Genomic DNA, 26,050 nt, shown 5'->3' on the forward strand with positions numbered 1-26,050 from the left:
AAAGCGTTGCCAATCACTTAAAGTTAACCGCCACTTTATCTGCTTTTGCAATCAAACCACTCTTTGACGATATGTAAGTTACTTTATCTGCTAACGCCACGGCATTATTGAGCACAATAGTCATATCTCCCTGCATCACTGTTTCACCATTTTCAAAGCGCATCACTTGTGCTTTAGTCTCTGGTTGACCATCTTCAGCGAATGGAATGCGTACATCACCAATCTATGTTTGCACTTTGCTGGCCTTTTCATCAACACATTCGAAAACCGGGCTTTTGCCACTTTATCCAGGTCGCCAACAGGAGCTTTCACACCATTATCAGCGCGAATAGAACACGTTGAACTAAGTTGGCACTGTTTTTGATACTTAACCGTGCAAAGACGAAAAATGTCGCTATTTAGCGACATTCATTGATAAAAATTTCAATGTCCGCGAAAACTTTACAAACACAGAGGAAAACAGCGATGAAGGATAAAATAATAAACACAGTGTACGCATTTGGTCTATTTGGTCTTATCGGTGTGATCCCTCCAATTTTGGTTGAGCGCAGTATTGATGCACAAATGCACGCGCAAGTGGCGCCCAAATACAGCAAAGACTCAGACAGTTACGCATTTTTACAGCAGCGCAGCTATTCTGCTGCAGCGCCCAAGCTCACTCTTCTAGATACCTGTAATAACAGCGACGAAAACTATCAACCGCTAGCAAACTCTCTCAGCACTTTACCGCAAACCAGCTTAGTTTTGGCGCAAAGCATTATTCAGTGCCTACAGCGTAGCTAAGGGCTAATCAAGCTCATATTCGGTGACACTGTCGTCACTGTGTAACAGTCGATAACGACACAATTTGCCGTGTTCTAGCTCCACTAGACTAATCGCTGCATGACTGACCAAATGCTTTTGTGGCCCCGAGGTGGTGTCGTGTTTATCAACTTTCATTTGCCAGCGTTTAGTGAATAAATTCAGTGGACTTCGTGGTGAGTACAAAATCGAATCAAGCTTGTCGAGCACGTTAATCAGCTTTCGTGGAAATTCGTTTTTAATGCCGCTAGCGGTTAGTTGCCAAATGCGGTTTTCTCGTTCGGAGAAACGCGCCCGCACCGAAAAACAAAACGAATAATGAACGTCGCCAGAGAGAATAATGGTTTCTTGGGGCGTATCCAAACGGCGGAAAATATTCAGCAGCTTTTTAGCTGATCCCTCATGTGCCATCCAGTTTTCACAATCTACCACCAGCGGCTGATTACACAGAGTAAACACAGCTTGAATAGCTTCAATGGACTTAACCCCAAATACCGGCGCAGGCGATACCAGTAATACTTGCTCCGAGCCCTGAAGACTGTTCTCCAACTCCAGTAGTCGCTGCCAATCTAATAGCCCTGAAGGTTCGTTAAAATCTTGTTCGTTACGCCAGCGGTGGGTACGCGTGTCAAGTACCACAACCTTAGGGCTAGTTGGCAATTCATAGTGCCAATAGTCGTAGTTTAATAATGGCTTATACAGTGGCGCTAAATGCCAAAAGCCATCCCCTCGGGCTTTTTTCAATGCCTCAAAGAACGGCCATGGCGTGTCACTGGCGCAGTTCCCCCAACCCTGAAACAACGCATAGCTGAGCATGGCGTTGCCGATAATCGCACGGCTAGCCGGGTGGGTATACACCGCTTGCTCCCAATTTGCGGTAAGGTTCCAATCATCAGTCACATCATGGTCGTCAAAAATCATCAAACTCGACACATGAGCAAATAGCCGCGCCGCATAAGGCTGCGAGGCAGCGAAATCAAGCACGTGGGTGCGCTCTTGTTGGAAGGTTTGGTAATGGGGGTGACTGTCACTGAGTTGAAGTTGCTCGGTGTCGATTAGTTGCCAACACGGTGCCCCCAAGCTCAATAGGTAAAGCGCTATGAATTCTTCAAAATGCACTAAGTGGTTGGCACTTTTGACACTACTAAAGTGCGGCTCGTCGCGGCGCAGCCAATAGCCTAATTGCCACTTCGAGCGCTTTTGCCATGGCGTATGGGGCAATTTACAAGCACGATTATACAAGTCATCTTGTACTTGTTGGCTGAGCGCTATCAGCTGCTCACCCTCGCGATAAATGCCGAGACGCTCAATCAGCTGGTGGATAGCCAGCAGCATCGGCCCAGCCACGTCGTCAGCATAAATTTGATCGCCGCTAAGGAGCAACAGCTGAGATCTTTTCTCGGCATTACTATGACTTTGCTGCATTAACTTATCGCCCTGCACGAGGGCATCTTCACTGTAGTGATGAGGGTTGCGGCAGGAGCCATGAAGCACAGAGCGCAGTTGCTCCGGGATAAGTACACTTGGCGCCCGGGTATCAGCGTAACAATAATCACTCAAATCATGGGCTTCAGTACCAAAATACAGGCTGTAAGCGAGGTGGATATCGGTACTAAATGCGCCATTCACTGGCGTAAGGGTACAGTTATGGAGGTATAAATGCTCTCCCAGGCGCAGTGTTTCGGTGTGTTGCTCACTGGGGTGCTGATGAAGCTTAAACACTGGCTCTAACGCCTGGGAAGTCGCCAGCTGGATGCGGATTTGCTGTTTCTCAGCGCGGCGCACCACAGGGCCTAAAAGCAACACAGGTAACGATGTCATTGCGCCGGCCCTACCCTAATTAACGCCGAGGAATACGGTTGAACAAGCGATAAAAGTTGTCGGTAGTGGCCGTTGCCAGCTCTTTATAACTGATGCCTTTAAGCTCAGCAATAAAGTAAGCTACATCCTGCACATACGCAGGCTGATTGGTTTTCCCACGATGCGGCACCGGTGCCAAATAAGGCGAGTCGGTCTCAATCAGTAACCTGTCGAGCGGAATTTGCTTAACGACATCACGTAACTGCTCAGCATTGCGAAATGTCACAATTCCGGAGATAGAGATATAAAAGCCCAAATCCATGGCTTTTTTTGCCATGTCGTAATCTTCAGTAAAGCAATGCAACACGCCACCACAGCGTTCAGCGTGGTGTTCGCGCATGAGGTTAATGGTATCCTCGCGCGCATCTCGGGTGTGAATAATAAGCGGTTTATCCAACTCGTTGGCGACATCAATGTGGCCGACAAAACTCTCTAGTTGTACTGGCTTGGTTTCAGCACTGTAGTAGTAATCAAGACCGGTTTCACCAACGGCAACGACCTTATCACTGGCAGCCAATTGTCGGAGCTGGTCAATATTGAGCGCGTCTTTTTGGTCCAATGGATGCACCCCACAAGATGCCGATACATCGCTGTAAGGAGCAATCGTCTCAAGCATTTGTGGAAATTTATCCAAGGTCACGTTAACACACAAAAAGTGTTCAACATCACGCTCTCGCGCCTGTTGTAAAACACCGTCTAAGTCTGTGTCTAGCTTATCAAAGTCAAGTTTATCGAGGTGGCAATGCGAATCTACAATCATGGAATACTGCTTGGTTGATGTAAGGCCTTGGGCCTTACATGGTGTACGTTGGATTGCCGGAGTTTAACATAGTGCCGAGCATTTTTTCGATCTTGTCGCGCACATGCGTCTTATCGTCGATAAAACCGATGCCGATACCCGGGGGGTTAGAGCTCTGCGCGCCAATCGGCGTCACCCATACGACTTTCCCGGTGACCACATCGTCTTCGAGCGAGTCTGGCAAGGTAACGCGTAGCGCCAGCGATTGGCCCATTTCGTAATTCATGTTGGTGCGCACGAACAAGCCGCCACTTTTTATATAAGGCATATAACAACGATACAACTCATCCAAATCGTCTAATTCTACAAGTAGCTCTTGCACATTGGCTCCTTTATTATTGGAATTCTCGTCTTAGGGTGCGCAGCAACTGCGACACCGCCAAAGTAATATTTAGTCCTGAGGTCTGTGTTAACGTTTCACTAAAGCGTTGCAATTGCTGTTCACAACGTTGCAGCGACGCAAAACTGGCCCCTTTTTGAGACTGTTGCAATAAAAATTGGCTGACAAACAGCCTAAAGATAGCAATATATTGTGAGTTTTGCGTCAAAATATCAACTAACTTGTGCCCATCTGTGCCATTTTGTAGCTGGCTAACTGCCTGATACAAGGTTTGAATTTGCTCTAGCTCATCATTATCTTGCCAGTGCTTTAGTAACAAAGGTTGCGAGATAAAGTGCTTTGCAAAGGCGCTTGCCATTGCCATCGCCGCATGGTGAGTTAGCCACTGCTGCACTGCATGCTCATCATCAACATATACGTGTTGCTTAGCACAGCGGCTTAGAATCGTTGCCGGTAACGTGGCACTGTCTGAACTTAATAGCCACAGGTAACAGTGCGCGTTAGGCTCTTCCAAGGTTTTTAACAAAGCATTACTGGCCGCCACCGTCATGCGTTGAGCCTCAGGGACAATGATACATTTAGCCCCGCCTTGCTGCGCACTGTGATGCACGAAATCACTAATGGCACGGACACTGTCGACCCCGATAGAGGCCCCCTCATCGCTCAACACTAAGCTATCTGGGTGTGTGCCTGCTTGGTTGAGCTGACAGCTTTTGCATTGTCCACAGGGGTGCATACCCTCATTATGGTGGCATAACAGCGCCTCACTTAAATACTCAGCAAGTGCCCTTTTACCAACGCCCTGTGGACCGTAGAGTAAATGTGCGTGGTGCAAACGCCCTTGCGCAAACTGGCGGGCATACTGTTGCCCAATAGCACTTAACCATGGGTACATTATCGTCTCGCTATAAACTCACAGAGCGTTTGCTCAATATCCTGATGCACTTTTTCAATTGCTTGAGAGGCATCAATAACAACAATGCGTTCATCCTGTTCAGCAAGTTCAAGATAGCGCGCGCGTGTGCGCTCAAAAAAACTTAAGTCTTCACGCTCGATGCGATCTAACTCACCTCGGCCTCGAGCACGAGCCAAACCTAAAGCAGGTTCGATGTCTAAATACACAGTAAGATCAGGGCGAGTACCGGCCAGTACATACTGGCTAAGGAAGTTCATTACTTCACAAGAAATTTGTCGACCGCCACCTTGATAAGCCTGTGATGATAAATCGTGACGATCGCCAAGCACCCATTGGCCACTGGCAAGCGCCGGGCGAATCACATTTTCCAATAGCTGCGAGCGTGCAGCGTACATCAATAGTAACTCGGTTTGCGTACTAATGGATTCTTTCTCTGCATGTTTAACAATAGTGCGCAGCTGCTCAGCCACGGGCGTGCCACCGGGCTCGCGGGTAGTAATATAGTCAATGTTGGCACGCGCCAACGTGTCGGCGCAAATTTTCATTGCCGTCGACTTTCCCGACCCCTCAAGGCCTTCAATTACAATAAACTTAGCTGTCATTTCGACTCTTTAACTGATACTGACGTACGGCTCGGTTATGATCTTCAAGCCGTTTTGAAAACTGATGACTGCCATCGCCCTTGGCGACAAAATAATAATAGTCTGATTGTTGCGGTTGCACCGCAGCCACTAAGGCCGCTTTTGACGGCATAGCAATGGGCGTAGGCGGCAAGCCATCAATACGATAGGTATTATATGGCGTTTTTTCACGTAGATGGGCGCGGGTAATATTGCCATCGAATTCAGGGCCAATACCATAGATAACCGTAGGATCAGTCTGCAAGCGCATGCCTTTGTTAAGACGGTTAACAAACACCGATGCAATTAACGCCCGCTCCCCAGCAACACCGGTTTCTTTCTCTATAATTGAGGCTAAAATTAATGCCTCATCAGCACTATTGAGTGGCGAACTGCTACTACGTTGCTGCCACGCTTGGTCTAATTCAATTTCCATTTTACGATAGGCGCGAGTCAGCACCTGCACGGCATGGTCTCCGCCATGATAATGATACGTATCGGGAAAAAAACGCCCTTCCAGCTGCTCATCCAGTGGCTTTCCAAGAAATTCGTCGCCCCAATGCAACGGCTTTTCTATATAGGGAGCGCGCTGAAGTCGACTTAGCACCTGGCGCAAGTTATCGCCTTCGATAATGGTGAAGCTAAACTGGTGCTCTTTGCCTTGGCTAATTTGTCTAAACGCGGCAAGTGCAGTGCCCGGGTTGAGCTGATAAAGTCCGGCTTTAAGATCAGTTAACGTGGGGTCAAGCTTGGCTAATACTTGGAACCGCCAGCAGCTATCAAGCCATTGCTTTTGCTGCCATTGGTGGCACAGTTGGTTGAACCCGGTGCCACTGTGTACCTCCACCAACTGAGATTCAGGTAAATGCAGTGGTGCCACCATAGCTTGTTTAATTTGATAGTAACCCGTTGCCGTCGCAACAATGGCTAACAACAACACCGATATGACCACCCGTAACATTAACCCAATCCCTTATTATTCAGTGCTTTGGTGAGCACGCTTTTACTAATATCTACATTGTAGTCGTGATGCGCCAAGCGCTTTATAGGGATCACTCCCATCAAACTGTTACAGCAATACAAGGCATCCACACTGAAGAGTGTGGCTAAGTTTACACGTCGCTCGCGCACAGCTAAATGTTGGCTTAAATGCGTTAGATACACCCCTTTTACTCCCGCTTGGTCAAGTTTTGGGGTAAACCACTCGCCTTGTTGATACAGCAACAAATTAGCGCTGGAAGTCTCAATAACATTATCGGTTGTATCAAGTACTAGCATATCATCACTGGGTGCTTTTGCGACTTCTTGCTTCACCAATACTTGCTCCAAACGATTAAGCGTTTTCAACCCTGCTAACAGCGGTTGCTGTGCTAAACGGGTCTGCGCAATCGACAAGCTCAAGCCGGTCTCTGCCAATGTTTGATACTGAGTGGGGTACGGCATTAATCGCACAATACGCTGGATGTGGGCATCTGTTGGAGGAGCATAACCACGCCCGCCACTGCCGCGTGTGTACACTATTTTAAGAACATAGTCATCGCTTGGAGCCATTGCTATTAAAGCATCTACGTCTCCTTCGAGCGCAGCTATGTCTAATTCAGGGAAACCTAAGCGAGTTGCACACTGTTGCAACCGAGCAATATGCAAAGGCCACAGTTCAACCTCACGCTGGCTGACCTTAGCTGTGGTAAAAAAACCATCACCATAATTCAACCCACGATCATTGATACTTAAAGAAGTGGCCACTTGGCCGTTTATTATTGTTTTATCCATATAAAAAAGCTCGGTCATAACCGAGCTTATAGTACCAGTATAGCCCTAGTGCGGTCTACGCCGTAACTAGGGATTCACTTTATACTTTTTTGAATAACAATGAACCGTTAGTACCACCAAAGCCAAACGAGTTACACAGTGCATAATCAAGTTTTGCATCTCGCGCAGTATGGGCAATGTAATCTAGATCACAGCCCTCGTCCGGGTTATCCAAATTAATGGTCGGTGACACCTGCTGGTCGCGCAGCGATAGGATAGTGATGATTGATTCAACAGAACCCGCCGCACCTAGAAGGTGGCCCATCATCGATTTCGAAGAGCCGACCATGACTTTATTGGCGGCATCACCAAAGACATTCTTCACGGCTTGGGTCTCTGCCTTATCACCTGCAGGAGTCGACGTTCCGTGCGCATTGATATAACCCACTTGTTCTGGGTTCACGGCCGCATCTTTTATAGCATTGGCCATTGATAAACCGGCGCCAGCACCATCCGCTGGCGGCGAAGTCATATGGAAAGCGTCGCCGCTCATACCAAAACCGACGAGCTCAGCATAAATATTAGCGCCTCGCGCTTTGGCATGCTCATACTCTTCAAGCACAATCACACCTGCACCATCAGAGAGTACAAAACCATCGCGGTCTTTATCCCAAGGACGTGATGCCGCTTGCGGGTCGTCGTTGCGAGTGGAGAGCGCTCGTGCGGCGCTAAAGCCGCCCATACCCATTGGCGTGGATGCTTTTTCAGCACCACCGGCAAGCATGGCATCGGCATCGCCATAGGCAATCATACGCGCTGCATGACCAATATTGTGCAAACCGGTCGTACAGGCAGTAACGATGGAGATATTCGGTCCACGCAGACCTTTCATAATTGAAAGATGGCCAGAGATCATATTAATGATGGTCGATGGCACATAAAAAGGCGACAGTTTACGTGGGCCTAAATTTAAAAGCTTTTCGTGGTTTTCTTCAATCAGAGACAAGCCACCAATACCAGAACCTACAGCTACACCAACGCGATCAGCATTTTGTTCGGTGATTTCTAAGCCAGAATCGTCCAACGCCTGAAGGCCTGCAGCGATACCATATTGGATAAATAAATCCATTTTCTTGGTATCTTTTTTTGCCATGTAATCAGTGGCATCAAAATCTTTAATTAAACCGGCGAACTTGGTGCCAAAATCTGTTGTATCAAAATGGGTGATAGGGCCTATGCCACTTTGTCCATTTAATAAGCCTTGCCAGGTAGACGCTACATCGTTACCCAGCGGCGTTAGCATACCTAAGCCAGTCACTACGACTCGACGTTTAGCCACGGTGTCCTCCAAAAGGGAATATGTGATGGGAGTCTCAGATAGACTAAGGGCAGCTGAATGCTGCCCTTAAATAGAAATGCGTTGATTACTCAGCGTGAGCTGTAACGTAATCGATAGCTGCTTGAACTGTAGTGATCTTCTCAGCTTCTTCGTCTGGGATCTCAGTATCGAATTCTTCTTCTAGCGCCATTACTAGCTCAACAGTATCAAGAGAGTCCGCACCTAGATCGTCAACGAAAGACGCTTCAAGCTTTACTTCTTCTTCTTTAACACCTAGCTGCTCAACGATGATTTTCTTTACGCGTTCTTGGATGTCGCTCATTCTTCTTTCCTTTATTTAAACGCTATTGCGTTATTTTTCAGATTGCGGCGTAGTTTACGCAGCATATTTGTCTGATTCAAGGATTTGCCCAGAGTTTTTTGGCTGGTCAAACCTCTAAGATTCAAAAGTTGCCCTTTTATCGCCCATTTTCACAGCGATTTCAAGTATGTTTAAAGCAAGATCACAAAAACTTCAACGTTTTGAGCCGAGTTTTTGCGACCTTTTTACGGCTGTTTTAGCCTTTACACCATGTACATTGCGCCATTTACATGCAAAGTTTCACCAGAAACGTATGCGCCCGCATCAGAGGCTAAATAACAAACCGCAGCGGCAATCTCAGACGGGTGTCCCAAACGTCCTGCCGGTACATTGGCAAGCGTAGCCGCTTTTTGCTCATCAGTCAGCTCATCAGTCATATCTGTTTGAATAAAACCTGGAGCCACAACGTTTACAGTAATACCGCGCGAAGCCACTTCACGGGCCAAGGATTTTGAAAAACCGATAACACCTGCTTTGGCAGCGGCATAGTTTGCTTGCCCAGCATTACCCATGGTGCCAACAACCGAGCCGATGTTAATAATACGCCCTGACTTTTTCTTCATCATTGGCCGTAACACCGCTTTCGATAAACGATAAATAGCCGACAAGTTGGTGTCGATAATGTCCTGCCACTCATCGTCTTTCATGCGCATTAAGAGGTTATCGCGGGTGATGCCGGCATTATTAACAAGCACATCAAGATCGCCGAAATCAGCTTTAATGGCCGCTAACGTGTCAGCAATAGAATCACTGTCCGTGACATTTAGCTTGTAGCCTTTACCGTTTTCACCTAAGTATGCAGAAATTTTCTCTGCACCGTTGTCGCTGGTCGCGGTGCCGGCAACCGTGGCGCCCTGCTCTACTAGTAATTCAGCGACCGCTTTACCGATACCTCGGCTGGCGCCCGTTACTAATACAACTTTGCCTTCTAAGGAAAATAAATTTGCCATCATTGTTCTCTTTTATTTCGCTGCATCAATGCTGGCGATGTCATTCACTGCACTGCATGCAACTGATTTATCAATTCGTTTTACTAGCCCTGTAAGTACTTTACCTGGGCCAAATTCATACGCTTGTGTCACGCCCTGCTTTGCAATAGCTTGCATGGTTTCAGTCCAACGTACAGGCGAATACAGTTGGCGGACCAAGGCATCTTTGATTGCTTCAATGTCTTGCTCGGCACTGACATCAACATTATTAATGACACTGTATTTAGGTGCCTGCAACGCCAACGCATCTAAATCAGCCTTTAATTGCTCTGCCGCTGGCTTCATCAACTCACAATGCGATGGCACACTCACAGCAAGTGGCAATGCACGTTTCGCTCCGGCCTCCTTACAGGCTTCACTGGCGCGCTCTACCGCCTCTTTGTTACCGGCAATCACCACTTGGCCTGGTGAGTTATAATTCACCGGTGCAACCACTTGATCTTGTGCGCTCTGGGCACACGCTTTGGCAATTGCATCATCATCTAAACCAATAATCGCAGCCATTGAGCCGACGCCAGCAGGAACCGCCTGCTGCATATATTGGCCGCGTTTTTCTACGAGTTTCACGCCATCGGCCAGGCTTAATACCCCAGCACACACCAGCGCTGAATACTCGCCTAGACTGTGCCCAGCAAGCACCAACTCGTGCCCTTGATTTGTTTGCTGTTGCCAATGGCGGAAAATAGCCACTGATGCACACAGTAGTGCTGGTTGCGTACGATGGGTTTCGTTTAGCTTGTCTTGTGGACCATTAAGTACCAAGTCAGCCAAATCATAGCCAAGGGCATCAGACGCTTCACGGAAGGTCTCTTGCACGGTGCTCGACTCAGCCAATAGCTCGGTTAACATACCAACGCTCTGGGAGCCTTGACCTGGAAATAAAATTGCGATTTTTTCAGACATATGCTGCTCTTTTCGTTTGTTTTAGCGATGTTCGCGAATATTGGCAGGCAGTTAATGAGGAGGGAGGTTGGCGCAGCGCTTAACTCGCGTCTTGCATGGGTTCATGCTCTGCAAAGGCCGTTTGTATCTTCTCTGGCAACTGTCGTTGCACTTCCCTTACAGCCTCATTAATTGCCGCAAGAAATGCACTCGCTGAGGCATTTCCGTGACTTTTAACCACTATACCGCGCAATCCTACCAAAGATGCACCGTTATACTGGTCGGGGTTCACCTTTTTATATATTTTTTTTATGACAGGCATAAGAATTAGCGCCAAACCGCGATAAAGCAAATGCTTTTTCAATGCACGCGTCATCTTGTGCATAATCAATTTAGCAATGCCTTCACAGGTTTTGAGCGCCACATTACCGACGAAACCCTCACACACGATCACATCTGACTTGCCGCTAAAAATATCACTGCCCTCGCTGTAACCAGTGTAATTAAGCGCGGGGTTCTTTTGCATCATCTGCGCCGCTTCTTTAATGCCTTCATGACCTTTAATATCTTCCGAACCGATATTAAGCAAGCTCACACGGGGGTGCTCGATATCTTGTGACTCGCGAGCAACCACCGATCCCATAATGCCAAATTGATACAAAGTATGGGCATCACAGTGAACGTTAGCGCCTAAATCAAGTAAATAAACCGGTTTTTTGGTCTCAGTGGGCACCGATGAGATCAGCGCTGGGCGTTTAATGCCGGGCAACATTTTTAGCACATAATGGGCCATGGCAAATAGCGCCCCGGTATTCCCAGAACTAACACAAGCCTGCGCTTTACCTTGCTTGACTAAATCTAGGGCAATACGCATTGATGCGTCTTTTTTATTACGCAGCGCAGAAGCTGGCTCGTCAGCATTAGTGACAATTTGCGTGCAGTGCTGAATTTTTAATCGTGGATGTTGCAGTGCATCGAGCTGAGAAAGTTGCTCTTGTAATAACTGCTCATTACCGCAGAGGATCAGGGTAAGTGTTGGATGTAGATGAACCGCTTCAACTGCGGCGGGGATAGATGAACGGGGGCCGTAATCGCCCCCCATCATATCTAACGCAATGGTTAGACTGCGTTGCATAAAGCAATCTCTTACTTAGAAACTACTTTAACGCCTTTGTAGTAGCCGTCTGCAGTGACGTGGTGACGACGGTGAGTTTCACCAGTCACTTTATCAACTGTTAGAGCTGGACCACTGATCGCATCGTGTGAACGACGCATACCACGTCTTGCACGAGACTTTTTGCTTTTTTGTACCGCCATTAGCCTTCTCCTAAGAATCTTTCTTAAGTTGTTTCAAAATTTCAAATGGATTTGGTTTTTCATCTTCTGCCTCGATCTCTCCAAAGCTTTTCGCTTCTTCAGAGTATCGACAAGATGCTTCGTCATGCATAGGCACGATAGGAATAGCCAATATCAACTCATCTTCCACTAATTTCCGAAGGTTGACTTCGCCGTTCTCATCTAGCTCCACGACATCATAGTAATCCGGAAGATCACCAGACTCTGCACCTATGCCAACTGGCGTATAAGCAAAGTGTTGATCCAAATCCAACCTAAACTCTTCATTGCAACGCTGACAGGTTAGTGTCACCGTGGTCTTAATCGACCCCGACAGCACCGTTAAACCTTGCTCGTCATGTTTGCAATGAACATGTACCGCTATCTCACCACTTGAGTCCAGCACAACTTGCTCGAATCGAGAAAGTTCTTCAAGCCGAATCACGCCGTCATATTCTAACTTGCGTGTTGCGGCCCTGCCCGGGTCAAGGGTGACGGGAATCTTCACCTTTTGCATAGGGGCTGCATCATATAGATAGTTGCTAGTAGAGTCAAAATAAAATTCGACTTTCCTTTTGTTTTTCGCCTGATTGCGCCGTATTCTAAGGCCGATGTTTAACAAATCGATGATCGGGCCATGAAATTAGCTTTTATCTTAGCCTCTAGTTCGCCATTTCGGCAGCAATTATTAAAAAAAATTATCCCTGAATTCACTCATTTTTCCCCTGATATTGACGAAACACCTGAACACAATGAAGCCCCAGAAGTATTAGTGCGTCGCCTCGCCCTCGCCAAAGCCAATGCCGCGCACCAACACTATAACAAAGGCATCGTAATAGGCTCTGATCAGGTCGCTGTGCATCAAGGCGACATTTTAGGAAAACCGCATACGGTTGCTCGAGCTCAGCAACAACTGGCGCGCTTTAGTGGCGATGAAGTCACCTTTTTAACTTCGCTGGCATTGCTTGATTTAGAAACGGATAAGACCCAGGTGGTTGTCGAACCTTTTACGGTGCAGTTTCGCACCCTAAGCGAGCAGCAAATTGCCAATTACATTGCTAAAGAGCAACCGCTTAATTGCGCAGGCAGCTTTAAAAGCGAAGGCTTGGGAGTTTGTTTATTTGCCCGCATGCAAGGGAATGACGCTAATAGCCTAGTAGGACTTCCACTGTTGCAACTCAACACCATGCTACTGAATTGGCAAATTGACCCGCTAGCGCTGTAATAACGTACGCAAATCGCTGAAATGATCGACGGTTGCAACGGGGGAAAACTGTTGCAACTGCGCGGCATTATGCACCCCGAAGGTGACTCCCACGGCATCGACCTTGGCATTGGCCGCCAGCTGCATATCAATTTGCGTATCCCCAATCATCAGTGCTTTATCAGCACTGACATCACACATCGTTAAAATTTGCTCGAGCATATCGGGGTGTGGTTTTGAATGAGCCTCACAACTGGTGCGCGTATACTCAAAGTAATCAGTCAACTGAGACTCAGCGAGTAAACGGTCTAAACCCTTGCGGCTTTTACCCGTTGCTACTGCCAGCCGATAACCCTGACTTTTAAGCGCTGCAAGAGTCGTTTCAACCTCAGCAAAAAGCGGCGTTGGCGTATTATCTTCATATACATAGTGATGTTTGTAACGCGCCACCAGGTCGGTGTGGAGTTGACTGTGCTCGGGAAATAACGTGGCAATCGCGGTTTCTAAGCTCAACCCGATAATATTCTTGGCCGCCTCATCGGTGGGTTCTGGCACGCTAAAATGACGTGCAGCGCCTTGCAGGGTGGCAACAATTTTGCCTACCGAGTCCATCACCGTGCCGTCCCAATCAAAAATAATAAGCTCTTTGCTATTAAGCACGACGTAACTTCTCCAAGCAATGCGTTAAAGCCTTGTCTAACGGTGCTTCAAGTGCCATGGTGGTTTCCGTTTTAGGATGAATAAAACGCAGCTCGCGAGCGTGCAAGAACAAGCGGCTCAGGCCCGATTCGCGCATCGCGGTATCGAATACTTGCTCGCCATATTTATCATCACAGGCAATCGGGTGGCCTTTGCACTGAGTGTGCACGCGGATTTGGTGAGTCCGCCCGGTCACTGGCGATGCCTGTACCAAGGAGCACTGTTCGAAACGCTCGAGCACGCGAAAACGAGTATGGGACGCTTTACCCCGTTCATGGTCAACCCGCACCACTCGCTCACCGGATTGCAAAGTGTTTTTATTGAGCGGCTCAGTCACGTTGCGCACCTTAGCATCCCATTGTCCGGCAACCAGCGCCCAATAGTTTTTCTCCATGGTTTTTTCTCGCAGTTGCTCATGCAAGCCTTTTAACACCGCGCGTTTTTTAGCAATCAATAAACACCCGGAGGTGTCACGGTCTAAGCGGTGCACCAATTCCAGGCTCTTCTCCTGCGGTCGCAGCGCTCGTAACGCCTCAATCAAGCCAAAACTTAAGCCACTACCACCATGCACCGCCATACCTGCGGGTTTATTGATGACAATAAGGTACTTATCTTCGAATAAAATAGCGTCTTCGAGCTTGCTCACTTTATCAAGATTAGTGGGTACCTGCTGCTCTGGACGCTCGGCAATTTTTATCGGCGGAATGCGCACAGTATCGCCGCTTTGCAGCTTATACACCGGCTTCACCCGCTTTTTGTTCACCCGCACTTCGCCTTTGCGCAAAATACGGTATACCGCGCTTTTGGGCACCCCTTTTAGTTTGGTAATCAAAAAGTTGTCGATGCGCTGTCCGCTGTAGTCTTCATCGACTGTTACAAAGCTTACCTGAGTGCCTATGGAGTCTTTCATTGCCTAATCACTGATTTGAGTCATAATTTAGTTGCTAACGCAGCGGTTTTAATGGGATAATCCAAGCACGTAAAACCACCGTTAAGCGGTAGTTGTTTACGTTGCCATTGGCTTAGGCCAAACTTGCGTGAAACACATTCTGGGAAAGCGATCATACAGATTCGAGCTCGTATTTCCACAGCTTTTATCACCCAGAACCCACGTGACGGCAGTAGCAAGCAATGCGCGTAATAGATTGCTTCGCTGGCTGCGACCGCAAGTGGCAAGCGCCCAAAAGGGCAAGCGGAAACGAACAATAAAACGATGGGTTTTTGCTTTGATTAAGCACATGCTTAGGGCAAATACCACTAATGTAGACAATGAACATAATGCTATCGACCACCGTGAAGGTGTATCGGTAAAAACGACACAGTCATCTTGTTGAAGATAAACTGCACTGCGTTAAGTCCACGCGTTGAGTGTGACAAATAAGGCCCTATTGGCCGCTATTTTTATCGCCAGTTGCAACACAAGGTGAAACTAGAACGTTAAGCTTTTGCGTTAAAAGCCCAGTCGTGAGACTGCACCGAAGACAAAAATAAGAGCGCCGAAAGACCTAAGTGGTCGGGCACTATGCACAGAATTTAAGAGTAACAATATGAAACGTATGCTAATCAATGCGACGCAGCAAGAAGAAATGCGCGTTGCACTGGTTGATGGCCAGCGCCTGTATGATTTAGATATCGAAAGCCCTGGACACGAACAAAAAAAAGCCAATATTTACAAGGGTAAAATTACCCGTATCGAACCTTCACTTGAAGCCGCTTTTGTTGATTATGGCGCCGAACGCCACGGTTTCTTACCTCTAAAAGAAATCGCTCGTACTTACTTCCCTAGCGGTTATACCTTCAACGGTCGCCCAAACATCAAAGACGTGATCAAAGAAGGTCAAGAAGTCATTGTTCAGGTTGATAAGGAAGAACGTGGTCAAAAAGGCGCGGCTCTGACTACCTTTATTAGTGTTGCTGGTAGCTATCTTGTCCTGATGCCGAATAACCCTCGCGCCGGCGGTATTTCTCGTCGCATTGAAGGTGAAGAGCGTGCCGAATTAAAAGACGCACTTAGCCGCTTAGATTTGCCTAAAGGCATGGGGTTGATTGTCCGCACCGCTGGTGTTGGTAAATCATTCGAAGAGCTTGACTATGACCTTAAGGCCCTGCTGGTTCACTGGCAAGCAATCAAAGAAGCAGCCGATAGCGATAAAGCCCCTTTCTTGATTCACCAAGAAAGCAACGTGATTTTCCGCGCTATTCGTGATTACTTACGCCGTGATATTGGTGAAATCTTAATTGATAAGCCAAAGGTATTTGAAGAAGCCAAAGCGCATATTGAGCGCTTCCGCCCTGACTTCATGAGCCGTGTAAAGTTGTATCAAAACGATGTGCCTTTGTTCACTCATTACCAAATCGAAAGCCAAATTGAGTCAGCGTTCCAGCGTGAAGTACGCTTACCATCAGGTGGTTCAATCGTTATTGACCCAACTGAAGCCCTGACTTCTATTGATATCAACTCGTCAAAGGCAACCAAAGGCAGTGATATCGAAGAAACGGCCTTGAACACCAACTTAGAAGCGGCCGATGAAATCGCCCGTCAACTGCGCCTGCGTGACCTTGGTGGCCTGATCGTAATCGACTTTATCGATATGACTCCTCCACGTCACCAACGTGAAGTAGAAAACCGCTTAAAAGATGCTGCACGCCAAGACCGTGCCCGCGTGCAAATCGGTAAGATTTCACGTTTTGGCCTGTTGGAAATGTCGCGTCAACGTTTGCGCCCTTCTCTTGGTGAAGCGAGCCAAGGCACCTGCCCACGCTGTAGTGGCCAAGGCACAATCCGCTCAAACGAATCCATTGCGCTTTCAATTTTGCGCTTGATTGAAGAAGAAGCAATCAAAGACAACACCTCACAAGTGAATGCCCAGGTCCCTGTTGCCGTCGGTGCTTACCTGTTAAATGAAAAACGCCGCAGCGTACAACGAATCGAAAAACGTCATAACTGTGATGTAGTGATCATTCCAAACCAACACATGGAAACACCTCACTATGAAGTAGTGCGTTTACGTAAAGATGAAACCTTAGAAGCGGCTAGCTACGAGCAGATTGCTGAGCCTGAGGCGGAAGCAGTCGAGTACTCACGCGCACCTGTCGCACCGAAGCGCGAAGAGCCTGTGCTTAAGGGTGTAGTTATGCCGAAGGACCCGGCGCCAGTGAGCGCCCCTAAAGCGCAACCCAAAGCCACAGAAGAGCCAGGTTTACTAAGCCGTATCGGGCAATGGTTGAAGAGCTTGTTTAGTGATGAGCAAGAGCAGCCAGAGCAAGATAAGCAACGTAAACAACAGAGCAATCACGAGCGTCGTGGCGGTGGTGATCGTCGTCGCAATAATCAGCGTCGTCGTAATAATCAATCGCGCAATAAGCCAAAAGGTCCGCGCACGCAAAACGCCGAGGTTGCTGAGCAAGATAAAGATAAGGCTGAAGAAAGCAATAATCGAAACGAGCGCGGTGGTAATCGCAATAAGCGTCGTCGTGGCGGTCAAAACCGTCGTCGCGATAACCGTAACGACAACAACACCACCAACGAGCAAGAAAATAAAGATGTTGCGAATACTGCCAAGGATGCGCAAAGCGACGAGCAACAGCAAGCGAAGCCAAAGCAGCGTCGCCAACGCCGCAATCTGCGTAAGAAAGTACGCGTAGAAAACACTCAGAACAACACTGCTAGCGAAGAGAAGCCAGTAGCTGCTGTTGAAAACCCTGAGCAGCAAGCAGCTGTGGCTCAGCCAGAAAAGGCACTTGAGAAGGCGGATAAGCCAACCAAGCCAACGCAAGGTAAAGAGCAAAAGCAGCAAGAGACTGCGGACAAGCACAATGATGTGGCTTCAAAGAAAGCATCGCTTGACGAAGCACCGCAAACCATTGACGAGCAAGCGCAGAGCAATGAGCAAGGTGAAGGTGAAAAAGAGGGTCGTACCCGTACTCGCCGCTCACCACGTCACTTACGCGCTGCGGGTCAACGCCGCCGTCGTGATAAGCAAGAAGGTGACAGTGATTCACCGGCATTTGTACCCGTCGCAGATCAAGCCATGGCTGAGCAGTCGCAACAACCAAGCGATGACACGCCAAAGCAAGTGAACGACGATACAAAAACGACTGCAGCCACTGACAACGCAGCAGCAGAGACAGCGCCAACTAACGGTACGCAAGAGACCGCTGAGCAGGCCCCGGCTATAGAAGCTGAAGCAGCTCCGGTTGCGGCCGTGCAAGAAGAGACCGCTCCTGCCGCTGAGCAAATCATTGATACTGATGAGCCAGCAGCCGAGGTACAACCTGAGCAAAGCGTTGCTGAGGTAGAATCTGGAGAACCTGCGCAGCAGCCTGAGACTGAAGTCGCTGAAGCATCCGCATCTAGCGAAGCGAAACAGCCTGAGAGCGAACCGCAAGCGTCATTAGAGCCAGAAGATAAGCCTTCAGCTGAACCTGCACCCGCAGCCGTTGTTAAGCAAGAAGCGGCTGAGCCTTCAGCTGAGCCTGCACCTGAGCCACAGCGAGCGGTAACACCCGCTATAAGCAAAGCTTTAGGTCACGCCAGTGCGCCTGCGACACAACCGCAAGCGGTAGCATTGGTGGCTGCTTCTGAAGTGCCGAAAGCCATGCCAAGCGAAGCGCGTATGACGCTACAAAGCAGCACATTGAAGCCTGGTTCGGTTGCACCGGTAGGCCATGCTTATGCCGATGCAGCAACGCCGAAGACAGTGTCGACTGACACTAAGGTGGCACATGCTGCACACCAAGATGAGCATCAAGCACAGACAGTCAACGACTAAGGCGCTTGTACCATCATAAAAAAAGCCGCTGTTTTCACAGCGGCTTTTTTGTATCTCTATAACGCTCAGTTCCCAGTGGACGTTAACCCCACTGTATAGTACTAAGACTCATCACCGAGCTGATCGAGTTGGTCTTTTAAATTTGGCGGCACGCCCTTGATAGTCAAGGTGTCGTTGACTGGATCATAAATCACTCGCTCACCAAGGTGCTTGCGCTCAAATCCCACGCTCACGCCGCCACCCATGCCCGAGAGTTTAACCATGCCGGTCACGGTCTTTTTATCCACCGGGAAAGATTCAGCCAAATCATAGCTTTGCTGCTCGTAAAAGCTGTTAAAGCTTTGCTCATCATCTTTGCTGATGGCGCGCCCTATGTCTTCAATATTGGCATCTTCACCACTACTGATTCTGTCGCTACAGTAGTCAAACACCTCGCGACGGCGCTCATCTTTTTCTTCTTTATCTAGCTCTTGCTCGCTTAAGTAATCTTCTACGGCGCTAAGCATAGAGCGACTTTGCTGCTTCGGATCAATGCCCTCTTCGCACCCTAAAAAGTCTAAAAAGAAGTCGGCCACTTTGCGCCCAGCGCGACCTTTAATAAAGGAGATATAGCGATTATCCTCGGGCTGTGTATCCCACGCGGCAAGGTCAATACGCGCTGCCAATTGCATGCGGGTAATATCTAAATGGCGAGACGCCGCCAAATCAAGCTCGGAGGTAATAGTATAATGCTCTTTAATATTAATAAGCGCGATTAAAATATAGTCACTGGCGACATATTGATAATGGCAAAAAACTAAATAACCACTTTCATTGAAAGCGTATTTATCGAGCTCTTCTTTTAGCACACTCGCCGCTTGCTCGGTGACCTGCCAAAATCCCAACTCGTTATTTCGATAACTTTGCATACTGCTGGCAACCACACTGCTTTTCTCAGGGCTGAAGGCGCAAAAGCCTTTTCCAGGTTTGCCGTTATAAGCATGGTGGAGCTGTTCAATAAACACGTTTACACGATCATTAATTGGCATTTCGTCGTTGCGCAAATGAATTTGGGTACTGTCGTCTTCTTTGTCGACGTAGTGCACAACCAGCTTTTTAACCTCAGTGCTCATCTTTGTTTTTCACTCCTGCGGTGTTAAAATACAAGAATATATAATCAGTATGAAATCCACCGATGCCAGCGTTATCTAAATATACTAATGAAGAAGTAGAACAACTTGTCGATCAGCTAGTTGCTGTCCTTGCCGAAAAGAAGGCGCCGGTAGATTTAAGCCTGATGTGTTTGGGCAATACTATCACGCATATTATTAAAGAGCATGTGCCCGAAGCAAAAAGGGCCTCAGTTGCACAAAACTTTGCCAACGCCCTTGCCGACTCGGTAAAGTAAGGTAATGAACTTATCTGCGCAAAATCAATTCGCCTCAAAAGCGAGTCAGCTTCTTGCTTGGGGCCATTGGTTTACCTTGGCGAATATTGGTCTTGCGCTGGTTATTAGCCTTGCCTACCTCTTTGCTGATGCCGCCCCAACAACAGCTATTGGCAGTGTTTATATGGTGGTTACGTGGCTCAGCCACACCGCCTTTATTACCTTTTTAGCCTTTGTGCTGACTATTTTCCCACTGTCACTTATCTTCCCCTATCCCAGACATATTCGCGGTATGGCCTCGGTACTTGCCACGGCAGGTATGACGCTACTGGCGGTCGATGCATTCGTGTATTACAACCTCGGGTATCATCTAAATTACAGTGCACTGGGGGAAATCTTATCGTTATTTTGGCGCAACGTAACCAACACGCCCGCGTTGTCAACCTTGCTGGTGAGCGCCCTAATTTTGATGATACTCGCCTATCAGTTACTGATAAGTAATTATGCTTGGCATCACCTAGCGCAATTAAAACGACTTCGATTTGGCCGATATATCTCCGCTTCGTTGGTGCTGTGTTTTGCGCTAAGCCACAGTATTCATATTTGGGCGGACGCTGCACTAGAGTTTGATATTACTAAACAAGACAATATGTTACCCCTGTCTTATCCGACAACAGCCAAGTCGCTACTGGCAAAAAACGACTTATTAGATCTTGAGCAATATGAGCAAGCACGCCAGGTTAATGTTAATGGCCCAACTGTTAGTTTTGTCATGCCCGCAACCTTACCGAGCTGTGAACTTGACGCCGATGCGCCGCAAGTCGATATTCGGGTGTTCTCATCCACCCAGCAACTAGCCGAGTTTGTTGCTGCAAACCCTGCACTGCAACCTGCAGCAAAGCTACTACACCCGGTTGCCAAGCAAGATGCATTATTCAATTTAGTGTATGGGCTGCCTAGCTACTACCGTCAGAGTCTCACTAAAGACAGTATTGACCCTCTGTGGCGTCGCACGCCTATCACCTTCGATACCAATATCGATGCCTACCGTTTTATCCATAGCGATCCGTCGCCCCGAGTGCGCATCGATCAGGATAATACCGCACCACTAGATGGCCAGCGTAAGGTGTTTGCCTTTGCTCTGGAGGCTGAGCACCCTTCTCGTATCACCGCTATTTCACAGCTATGGAGCAATGACCCTCAGCTACAACAGAGTACGCTCATTGCCCAGCCACAAGATATTATCGCCACAGTGTTGAGCGAATATTGGGACTGCGATGAGTTAGCTCGCGCCGCCCTTATCGCTAACAGCCTGACTCACACTGACGCCATGGCGAATATCAATTACTCGCAGGGTGTATTTATTGCCATGCGTAAAGACCGCATTACGCTGCTCAACAGCGACGGTAGTTATAAACACATTTCTGCCACCGAGGGCTTTGGCGTTGATCAACAGCTTGATATTCCCTTCCTTATTCAAGGCTTAAAACAGCTGAAGAAATTCAACGCTCAGTAGGTACTGCTGAGCGTGACTGATTGAACCTTTTTCATACCTTAGTATTGCTTTAGTGACATTCATTTTTAGTTCATCTATATTAAAAAATGAATGAGGTCTGATCAGAGGTATCAAAGTGACAAAGAAAAGAGTTATTGCCACTGCCTTGGCAATGTGTGCGGCCGCCGCTACACAGGCTACGGCTAATACCGTTTACTATAAGTGCGAGACAAAAAATGGCACGACGTTTAGCCAGTTTCCCTGTGATGAGCAGGCACAAGAGCATGAAGTACGTCACTCAAATGTCGAAATTAAGCCGCTTGATAACAACTTTTCGAAGCAACTTACCGAGCTACAGCTAGAACAGCGCCGAGATAATATCGAGCTGCAGTTACGTTCAACTAAACACCGGCTGGTTATTTTAAAACGTGAACGTAGCGCTAAAACACTAGCCGAAGAACAACGTTTAGAACGCTTAATGTCTGATGATGAGCGCAAAGCCCTGAAAAAAGAAGTTAATGCTAACATCAAGGGGATTGAGCAGCGCTACAACGAACGCATTAAGCAAACGGAAAAGCGTTTGGCGCAATTAGAAAAGTCGTTAAAAAAATATCAATAAGGCTTGCACCATAGCTTGCCCTTGGCATAGTCTAGTTTAGAGCTTCTACTCTAAGAGGGATCCCAGTGCAAGCACAGGCCGTAGCGCAACGCATTCTTGATGGCTTTCACCATCACTATCAGTTGTTTCAATCAATAACAGCTCAAGCTCCTGCGGCTTTTGCTGAGCGCGATTGGAGCCAAATGCGCGCCATCGCCAGTAAGCGTATTAGTTACTACGACAAACGCGTGAATGAGACTGTAGCGCAGCTTCGCGATTGCGTCGGTGACCCGGCTGAGCAGACCAGTTTATGGACCCAAACTAAAGAATGTTACCGCGCTTTCCTCACTTTTCATCCCCAAGCAGAGCTGGCCGAAACCTTTTATAACTCGGTATTTTGTCGCTTGTTCCATCGCAAGTATTACCATAATAACTTTATCTTTGTGCAAGCCACGCTTGCCGATGCTCCCGCGCTCCCAGTGGAAGCCGAATATCGTAGTTATTTTCCGGTTACCGAGGGACTTAAGCCGACGATTCGCAAAATCATTACGCAATTTGAATTTGGCTGTGCGTTTGCCAATCTCGATAGAGACATTCGTTTATTAGTGAAAGCCTTTATCAAACAAGCGCCCGAGACCCATGTGCAAAGTTACCAAATGCGCTTTGATATTTTACAAGCGCCCTTTTATCGCGGCCAGGCCGCCTATATTGTTGGCCGTGTGGTTTCGCAAACAGGCACACAACCCTTTGTCATAGCCGTGCTTCATGATGGTAACAAGGGCCTGTATATTGATGCCTTGCTGACTCGGTCGTCGCAAATGCGGGTCATTTTTGGCTTTGCCCGTGCTTATTTTATGGTGCAAACCCATGCTCCTTCGGCGCTGGTGCACTTTCTCAATCAGTTGATGCCCGGTAAAACCAAAGCTGAGCTCTACAATGCCATTGGCTTTCATAAGCAAGGTAAGACAGAATTCTACCGCGAGTTACTCGAGCATATGGGTCACGCTCATGAGCAGTTTGAATTGGCTGCCGGCACCCCCGGCATGGTGATGATGGTATTTACCCTGCCCTCGTTTCCCTATGTGTTTAAAGTGATCCGTGATCGCTTTGGCTCAAGCAAACCCTTTGGCCGTAAAACAGTGCTCGAGCGCTACCAGTTGGTTAAGCGTCATGACCGTGTTGGCCGCATGGCAGACACCTTGGAATATTCAGATGTTGCTTTACCTTTGAGCTGCTTTAGCGCGCCACTACTTGAGGTGTTTAAGGCGAGTATTGCCAACTCTATTCGTATTGAAGGCGATATGCTCATCATCAAGCATTTGTATATTGAGCGCCGTATGACGCCGTTGAACTTATACTTGCAGGAAGTGGATAGTACTAAAGCCGCGCAAGCCATTGATGAATACGGCCAAGCACTCAAAGATATGATTGCCGCCAATATCTTTCCCGGTGATATGTTATTAAAGAACTTTGGCGTGACGAAACATCGCCGCGTGGTATTTTATGACTATGACGAAGTGCAGTACCTCACCGATATGCAGTTTCGCGAGCTTGGCCATGACGATGCCTGCGGCGAAGAAAGCACTTTGTCGGTCGCACCTAACGATGTGTTCCCCGAGCAACTAAGCACCTTTGTATTACCCAACCCGGTGCACAAACAAGCACTACTGGCCACTCACCCTGAGCTTCTCGACCCCGCTTACTGGCGCCAAGCACAAGCTAAAATCACTCAAGGTGAGTATAAACAGGTTTATCCCTACCCACAGTGCCAACGCTTTATACATCATTGGTAGTGTGTTTTCTTAGCCACCTTTAAGCTACACTAGGCATAAATAATAAAAATGGCAGCAAGTAATGAATATAAATAAGATTGATTTAAACCTACTCGTCTATCTTGATACTTTGCTTCGCGAATGCAATGTAACAAAGGCCGCGAATCAGTTGAGTATTACTCAGCCGGCAATGAGTAATGGTTTAAAACGCTTACGAAATCTGCTTAATGATCCGCTGCTAGTGCGCACCAGTGAGGGCATGGTTCCCACTGAGCGCGCACTGGAGCTGCAACCCGTGATCCGTGGTGTGCTCATGACGTTAGAGGAAACGCTAGCGCCGAATCGCGACTTTGAGCCGCAAAGCAGTAAGCGTGTGTTTCGCATGATGGCCAGTGACTACGCAGCCAGTACCTTGGCTCCACGATTACTGAGTAAGTTACATGAGGAAGCCCCGGATACCACTTTGGATATTCTTACGCCCAGTGATGTGACCTTTCATGATGTTGAAAATGGCAAGGTTGATATGGCGCTTAACCGTTTTGAAAAACTGCCTCAGTCGTTTCATCATAAACGTATCTGGAAAGACAGCTTCTCGTGTTTGGTCAAATCAGACAACCCGATTTTAAATAACTTTAACCTCGACAGTTATCTTCATGCCCGCCATATTTGGGTTAGCAAAACCGGTTTTGGTGTGGGCGTAGGCATGGACCCAGAGGATGTGCAAAAACTCGGGTGGGTGGACGAAGCCTTAGCACATTTTGGTAAGCATCGGAATATCGCCACCTTTACCCGTAATTACCACGTGGCTATTCATTTGGCCAAGGAGCAAAATCTCATTGCCACCTTGCCCTCCAAAGCCGCAAAAATTTATAAAGACGATCCCGGGCTCACCATTTTAGAGCCGCCTTTCCCCATTGCACCTTTTGAGTTGGATATGATTTGGTCGCCGCTATTACATCGCGATGTTAGCCACGTATGGTTACGGCAAAAAATAGCTGAAGTCGCTGATGAACTAGCTTAATCGAAGGGACTACGATGCAATACCTCAAATCAGTCGTTATAGCCACGCTGTGTATCATCTCTAGCGCCTGCGTTGTGATGCCCAGCGACACCCCTTATGTAGAGCGTAAGTGTGAGCTCTCGTCAGACAAGAAGACTTTGCGCATTGTGAACGTAGCTGAAGAGACGAACACTTATTATTCCCTCTCTGGGATATTACTCACGCCGATACTTCTGCCCGCCACCGCCATTCTCTCAGGTGGCTACGTCGCCGTTAATAACGTATATCACCTCGGTGAGCAGCAAATAAAGTGCGAGTAGGGAGTAATGCGAGCGGCAATGCGCAAGTATCTCTGTCGGTTTGGGCTTTAGCCGGGCAATCGCAAGGCCAATGCCTTGCCTGCAACACACTCCTGTGGGTCGGGCTTTAGCCTGACAACCGCAAGGCCAATGCCTTGCCTACAACAGACTCATGTGGGTCGGGCTTGAGCCTGACAATCGCAAGGCCAATGCCTTGCCTACAAGCAATCCCCTGTGGGTCGGGATTTAGCCTGACAATCACAAGGCCAATGTCTTGCCTACAACACATTCCCCCTGTGGTTTGGGCTTTAGCCGGATAATCGCAAGGCCAATGCCTTGCCTACAACACACTCCTGCGGGTTGGGCTTTAGCCTGACAAACGCAAGGCCAATGCCATGCCTACAACATAACCCCCTGGAAGTCTGGCTTTAACCTGACAACCGCAAGGCCAATGCCTTGCCTACAACACAATCCCCTGTAGGTCTTGCTTTAGCCTGACAATCACAAGGCCCAATGCCTTGCCTACAATATACTCCTGTGGGTCTGGCTTTAGCCTGACTAAACCCTGTGTAAGGCTAAAAGCCTTGCCTACAAAGTGAAGATTGATAGATGGAAAGAAGCTTGCGACCGGACATTGAAACAAAAAAGCCCAGCATAATGCTGGGCTTTTTTGTATTAAATTAATGGCGGAGAGGGAGGGATTCGAACCCTCGATACGCTATTAACGTATACACGAGTTCCAGTCGTGCGCCTTCAGCCACTCAGCCACCTCTCCGCACTTTTCGCTGCCTTGGCAGCGCCGCATATACTATGCAATCACTGCCGGGGTTGCAAGGTGTTTTTAACAAAAC

27 protein-coding genes and 1 tRNA gene are annotated in these 26,050 nt (G+C 48.0%); 9 read left to right on the forward strand and 19 right to left on the reverse strand.

The features are described 5' to 3' along the window. Positions 1 to 13 precede the first annotated feature (13 nt). Positions 14 to 163 carry a hypothetical protein gene (locus FIU82_RS18645; RefSeq protein ID WP_172972724.1) on the reverse strand — a complete coding sequence of 50 codons (150 nt, stop codon included), beginning with the start codon at positions 161 to 163 and terminating at the stop codon, positions 14 to 16. 302 nt (positions 164 to 465) lie between these two features. On the opposite strand from FIU82_RS18645, the gene FIU82_RS08795 reads away from it, so the two are divergent. Next, a complete protein-coding gene (locus FIU82_RS08795) occupies positions 466 to 783 on the forward strand; it encodes a hypothetical protein (RefSeq protein WP_045978420.1) in 318 nt (105 codons plus the stop codon). A gap of 3 nt (positions 784 to 786) precedes the next feature. Here the strand turns inward: FIU82_RS08795 and FIU82_RS08800 are convergent, their stop codons facing one another. The 14 genes from FIU82_RS08800 to yceD all read right to left on the reverse strand — a co-directional run bounded on the left by FIU82_RS08800 (position 787) and on the right by yceD (position 12,511). Next, the gene (locus FIU82_RS08800) at positions 787 to 2,622 is read right to left on the reverse strand and encodes a metallophosphatase (RefSeq protein ID WP_152440879.1); all 1,836 of its coding nucleotides are present in this window, start codon (positions 2,620 to 2,622) and stop codon (positions 787 to 789) included. Between the two features lie 19 nt (positions 2,623 to 2,641). Next, the gene (locus tag FIU82_RS08805) at positions 2,642 to 3,421 is read right to left on the reverse strand and encodes a TatD family hydrolase (RefSeq protein ID WP_045978422.1); all 780 of its coding nucleotides are present in this window, start codon (positions 3,419 to 3,421) and stop codon (positions 2,642 to 2,644) included. Positions 3,422 to 3,455: 34 nt separating this feature from the next. Next, on the reverse strand, positions 3,456 to 3,782 hold the full coding sequence (locus FIU82_RS08810; protein ID WP_022945950.1) for a PilZ domain-containing protein: 327 nt from the start codon (positions 3,780 to 3,782) through the stop codon (positions 3,456 to 3,458). Between the two features lie 13 nt (positions 3,783 to 3,795). Then, positions 3,796 to 4,695, reverse strand: coding sequence for a DNA polymerase III subunit delta' (gene holB, locus FIU82_RS08815; RefSeq protein WP_022945951.1), 900 nt, complete (start codon positions 4,693 to 4,695; stop codon positions 3,796 to 3,798). Further along, entirely contained in the window at positions 4,695 to 5,318 is a 624-nt protein-coding gene (gene tmk, locus FIU82_RS08820; RefSeq protein WP_022945952.1) for a dTMP kinase, read from the reverse strand. The genes holB and tmk overlap by 1 nt, the downstream gene beginning before the upstream one ends. Further along, positions 5,308 to 6,297 (reverse strand): endolytic transglycosylase MltG, encoded by a 990-nt coding sequence (mltG, locus tag FIU82_RS08825; protein ID WP_152440880.1) that lies wholly within the window; start codon positions 6,295 to 6,297, stop codon positions 5,308 to 5,310. Before mltG ends, tmk begins: the two co-directional genes overlap by 11 nt. Then, positions 6,297 to 7,109: an aminodeoxychorismate lyase gene (gene pabC / locus FIU82_RS08830; protein ID WP_152440881.1), complete on the reverse strand. Its 813-nt coding sequence runs from the start codon at positions 7,107 to 7,109 to the stop codon at positions 6,297 to 6,299. Before pabC ends, mltG begins: the two co-directional genes overlap by 1 nt. A 79-nt stretch (positions 7,110 to 7,188) precedes the next feature. Then, the gene (fabF, locus tag FIU82_RS08835) at positions 7,189 to 8,427 is read right to left on the reverse strand and encodes a beta-ketoacyl-ACP synthase II (protein WP_152440882.1); all 1,239 of its coding nucleotides are present in this window, start codon (positions 8,425 to 8,427) and stop codon (positions 7,189 to 7,191) included. 85 nt (positions 8,428 to 8,512) lie between these two features. Then, entirely contained in the window at positions 8,513 to 8,749 is a 237-nt protein-coding gene (gene acpP, locus FIU82_RS08840) for an acyl carrier protein (protein WP_022945956.1), read from the reverse strand. Positions 8,750 to 8,991: 242 nt separating this feature from the next. Then, entirely contained in the window at positions 8,992 to 9,738 is a 747-nt protein-coding gene (fabG, locus tag FIU82_RS08845) for a 3-oxoacyl-ACP reductase FabG (RefSeq protein WP_022945957.1), read from the reverse strand. 12 nt (positions 9,739 to 9,750) lie between these two features. Then, on the reverse strand, positions 9,751 to 10,680 hold the full coding sequence (gene fabD / locus FIU82_RS08850) for an ACP S-malonyltransferase (protein ID WP_152440883.1): 930 nt from the start codon (positions 10,678 to 10,680) through the stop codon (positions 9,751 to 9,753). A gap of 79 nt (positions 10,681 to 10,759) precedes the next feature. Next, positions 10,760 to 11,794 carry a phosphate acyltransferase PlsX gene (gene plsX / locus FIU82_RS08855; protein ID WP_022945959.1) on the reverse strand — a complete coding sequence of 345 codons (1,035 nt, stop codon included), beginning with the start codon at positions 11,792 to 11,794 and terminating at the stop codon, positions 10,760 to 10,762. An 11-nt stretch (positions 11,795 to 11,805) separates the two neighbouring features. After that, a complete protein-coding gene (gene rpmF / locus FIU82_RS08860) occupies positions 11,806 to 11,976 on the reverse strand; it encodes a 50S ribosomal protein L32 (RefSeq protein WP_045978428.1) in 171 nt (56 codons plus the stop codon). Between the two features lie 10 nt (positions 11,977 to 11,986). Continuing rightward, complete coding sequence (gene yceD / locus FIU82_RS08865) at positions 11,987 to 12,511, reverse strand: 23S rRNA accumulation protein YceD (protein ID WP_022945961.1); 525 nt, start codon at positions 12,509 to 12,511, stop codon at positions 11,987 to 11,989. Positions 12,512 to 12,631: 120 nt separating this feature from the next. On the opposite strand from yceD, the gene FIU82_RS08870 reads away from it, so the two are divergent. Continuing rightward, positions 12,632 to 13,219 carry a nucleoside triphosphate pyrophosphatase gene (locus FIU82_RS08870; RefSeq protein WP_152440884.1) on the forward strand — a complete coding sequence of 196 codons (588 nt, stop codon included), beginning with the start codon at positions 12,632 to 12,634 and terminating at the stop codon, positions 13,217 to 13,219. Here FIU82_RS08870 and FIU82_RS08875 read toward each other — a convergent pair. Then, positions 13,208 to 13,810, reverse strand: a complete 603-nt coding sequence (locus FIU82_RS08875; protein ID WP_152441485.1) for an HAD-IA family hydrolase — start codon at positions 13,808 to 13,810, stop codon at positions 13,208 to 13,210. The genes FIU82_RS08870 and FIU82_RS08875 overlap by 12 nt on opposite strands. A 40-nt stretch (positions 13,811 to 13,850) precedes the next feature. Next, complete coding sequence (rluC, locus tag FIU82_RS08880) at positions 13,851 to 14,807, reverse strand: 23S rRNA pseudouridine(955/2504/2580) synthase RluC (RefSeq protein ID WP_152440885.1); 957 nt, start codon at positions 14,805 to 14,807, stop codon at positions 13,851 to 13,853. A gap of 637 nt (positions 14,808 to 15,444) precedes the next feature. Here rluC and rne point away from each other — a divergent pair. Continuing rightward, positions 15,445 to 18,669, forward strand: coding sequence for a ribonuclease E (gene rne, locus FIU82_RS08885; RefSeq protein WP_152440886.1), 3,225 nt, complete (start codon positions 15,445 to 15,447; stop codon positions 18,667 to 18,669). A 101-nt stretch (positions 18,670 to 18,770) separates the two neighbouring features. On the opposite strand, the gene yejK is transcribed toward rne, so the two are convergent. Further along, positions 18,771 to 19,781 (reverse strand): nucleoid-associated protein YejK, encoded by a 1,011-nt coding sequence (gene yejK / locus FIU82_RS08890; protein ID WP_022945967.1) that lies wholly within the window; start codon positions 19,779 to 19,781, stop codon positions 18,771 to 18,773. 62 nt (positions 19,782 to 19,843) lie between these two features. Between yejK and FIU82_RS08895 the strand changes: the two genes are divergently transcribed. The 6 genes from FIU82_RS08895 (at position 19,844) to FIU82_RS08920 (ending at position 25,220) form a co-directional block, all read left to right on the forward strand. Further along, positions 19,844 to 20,056, forward strand: coding sequence for a DUF1414 domain-containing protein (locus FIU82_RS08895; protein ID WP_022945968.1), 213 nt, complete (start codon positions 19,844 to 19,846; stop codon positions 20,054 to 20,056). A gap of 4 nt (positions 20,057 to 20,060) precedes the next feature. Then, complete coding sequence (locus FIU82_RS08900; RefSeq protein ID WP_152440887.1) at positions 20,061 to 21,551, forward strand: DUF3413 domain-containing protein; 1,491 nt, start codon at positions 20,061 to 20,063, stop codon at positions 21,549 to 21,551. Positions 21,552 to 21,666: 115 nt separating this feature from the next. Continuing rightward, positions 21,667 to 22,149: a DUF4124 domain-containing protein gene (locus FIU82_RS08905; protein ID WP_130147574.1), complete on the forward strand. Its 483-nt coding sequence runs from the start codon at positions 21,667 to 21,669 to the stop codon at positions 22,147 to 22,149. Between the two features lie 65 nt (positions 22,150 to 22,214). Further along, on the forward strand, positions 22,215 to 23,921 hold the full coding sequence (gene aceK / locus FIU82_RS08910) for a bifunctional isocitrate dehydrogenase kinase/phosphatase (protein ID WP_152440888.1): 1,707 nt from the start codon (positions 22,215 to 22,217) through the stop codon (positions 23,919 to 23,921). Positions 23,922 to 23,982: 61 nt separating this feature from the next. After that, positions 23,983 to 24,921: a LysR family transcriptional regulator gene (locus tag FIU82_RS08915; RefSeq protein WP_022945972.1), complete on the forward strand. Its 939-nt coding sequence runs from the start codon at positions 23,983 to 23,985 to the stop codon at positions 24,919 to 24,921. 14 nt (positions 24,922 to 24,935) lie between these two features. Then, positions 24,936 to 25,220 carry a hypothetical protein gene (locus FIU82_RS08920; protein WP_138507897.1) on the forward strand — a complete coding sequence of 95 codons (285 nt, stop codon included), beginning with the start codon at positions 24,936 to 24,938 and terminating at the stop codon, positions 25,218 to 25,220. Between the two features lie 663 nt (positions 25,221 to 25,883). Here FIU82_RS08920 and FIU82_RS08925 read toward each other — a convergent pair. After that, a tRNA-Ser gene (locus FIU82_RS08925) sits at positions 25,884 to 25,974 on the reverse strand. Between the last annotated feature and the right edge of the window lie 76 nt (positions 25,975 to 26,050).

This window comes from Pseudoalteromonas sp. THAF3 (assembly GCF_009363775.1).
In the GTDB taxonomy this organism is placed as follows: Bacteria; Pseudomonadota; Gammaproteobacteria; order Enterobacterales; family Alteromonadaceae; genus Pseudoalteromonas; species Pseudoalteromonas ruthenica.

What these genes read in the sequence shown, in the direction of transcription:
- FIU82_RS18645 (WP_172972724.1), bottom strand. Translation starts at nt 163, where the DNA reads ATGCGCTTTGAAAATGGTGAAACAGTGATGCAGGGAGATATGACTATT.
- FIU82_RS08795 (WP_045978420.1), top strand. Translation starts at nt 466, where the DNA reads ATGAAGGATAAAATAATAAACACAGTGTACGCATTTGGTCTATTTGGT.
- FIU82_RS08800 (WP_152440879.1), bottom strand. Translation starts at nt 2,622, where the DNA reads ATGACATCGTTACCTGTGTTGCTTTTAGGCCCTGTGGTGCGCCGCGCT.
- FIU82_RS08805 (WP_045978422.1), bottom strand. Translation starts at nt 3,421, where the DNA reads ATGATTGTAGATTCGCATTGCCACCTCGATAAACTTGACTTTGATAAG.
- holB (WP_022945951.1), bottom strand. Translation starts at nt 4,695, where the DNA reads ATGTACCCATGGTTAAGTGCTATTGGGCAACAGTATGCCCGCCAGTTT.
- tmk (WP_022945952.1), bottom strand. Translation starts at nt 5,318, where the DNA reads ATGACAGCTAAGTTTATTGTAATTGAAGGCCTTGAGGGGTCGGGAAAG.
- mltG (WP_152440880.1), bottom strand. Translation starts at nt 6,297, where the DNA reads ATGTTACGGGTGGTCATATCGGTGTTGTTGTTAGCCATTGTTGCGACG.
- pabC (WP_152440881.1), bottom strand. Translation starts at nt 7,109, where the DNA reads ATGGATAAAACAATAATAAACGGCCAAGTGGCCACTTCTTTAAGTATC.
- acpP (WP_022945956.1), bottom strand. Translation starts at nt 8,749, where the DNA reads ATGAGCGACATCCAAGAACGCGTAAAGAAAATCATCGTTGAGCAGCTA.
- fabG (WP_022945957.1), bottom strand. Translation starts at nt 9,738, where the DNA reads ATGGCAAATTTATTTTCCTTAGAAGGCAAAGTTGTATTAGTAACGGGC.
- fabD (WP_152440883.1), bottom strand. Translation starts at nt 10,680, where the DNA reads ATGTCTGAAAAAATCGCAATTTTATTTCCAGGTCAAGGCTCCCAGAGC.
- plsX (WP_022945959.1), bottom strand. Translation starts at nt 11,794, where the DNA reads ATGCAACGCAGTCTAACCATTGCGTTAGATATGATGGGGGGCGATTAC.
- rpmF (WP_045978428.1), bottom strand. Translation starts at nt 11,976, where the DNA reads ATGGCGGTACAAAAAAGCAAAAAGTCTCGTGCAAGACGTGGTATGCGT.
- yceD (WP_022945961.1), bottom strand. Translation starts at nt 12,511, where the DNA reads ATGCAAAAGGTGAAGATTCCCGTCACCCTTGACCCGGGCAGGGCCGCA.
- FIU82_RS08870 (WP_152440884.1), top strand. Translation starts at nt 12,632, where the DNA reads ATGAAATTAGCTTTTATCTTAGCCTCTAGTTCGCCATTTCGGCAGCAA.
- FIU82_RS08875 (WP_152441485.1), bottom strand. Translation starts at nt 13,810, where the DNA reads ATGGACTCGGTAGGCAAAATTGTTGCCACCCTGCAAGGCGCTGCACGT.
- rluC (WP_152440885.1), bottom strand. Translation starts at nt 14,807, where the DNA reads ATGAAAGACTCCATAGGCACTCAGGTAAGCTTTGTAACAGTCGATGAA.
- rne (WP_152440886.1), top strand. Translation starts at nt 15,445, where the DNA reads ATGAAACGTATGCTAATCAATGCGACGCAGCAAGAAGAAATGCGCGTT.
- yejK (WP_022945967.1), bottom strand. Translation starts at nt 19,781, where the DNA reads ATGAGCACTGAGGTTAAAAAGCTGGTTGTGCACTACGTCGACAAAGAA.
- FIU82_RS08895 (WP_022945968.1), top strand. Translation starts at nt 19,844, where the DNA reads ATGCCAGCGTTATCTAAATATACTAATGAAGAAGTAGAACAACTTGTC.
- FIU82_RS08900 (WP_152440887.1), top strand. Translation starts at nt 20,061, where the DNA reads ATGAACTTATCTGCGCAAAATCAATTCGCCTCAAAAGCGAGTCAGCTT.
- FIU82_RS08915 (WP_022945972.1), top strand. Translation starts at nt 23,983, where the DNA reads ATGAATATAAATAAGATTGATTTAAACCTACTCGTCTATCTTGATACT.
- FIU82_RS08920 (WP_138507897.1), top strand. Translation starts at nt 24,936, where the DNA reads ATGCAATACCTCAAATCAGTCGTTATAGCCACGCTGTGTATCATCTCT.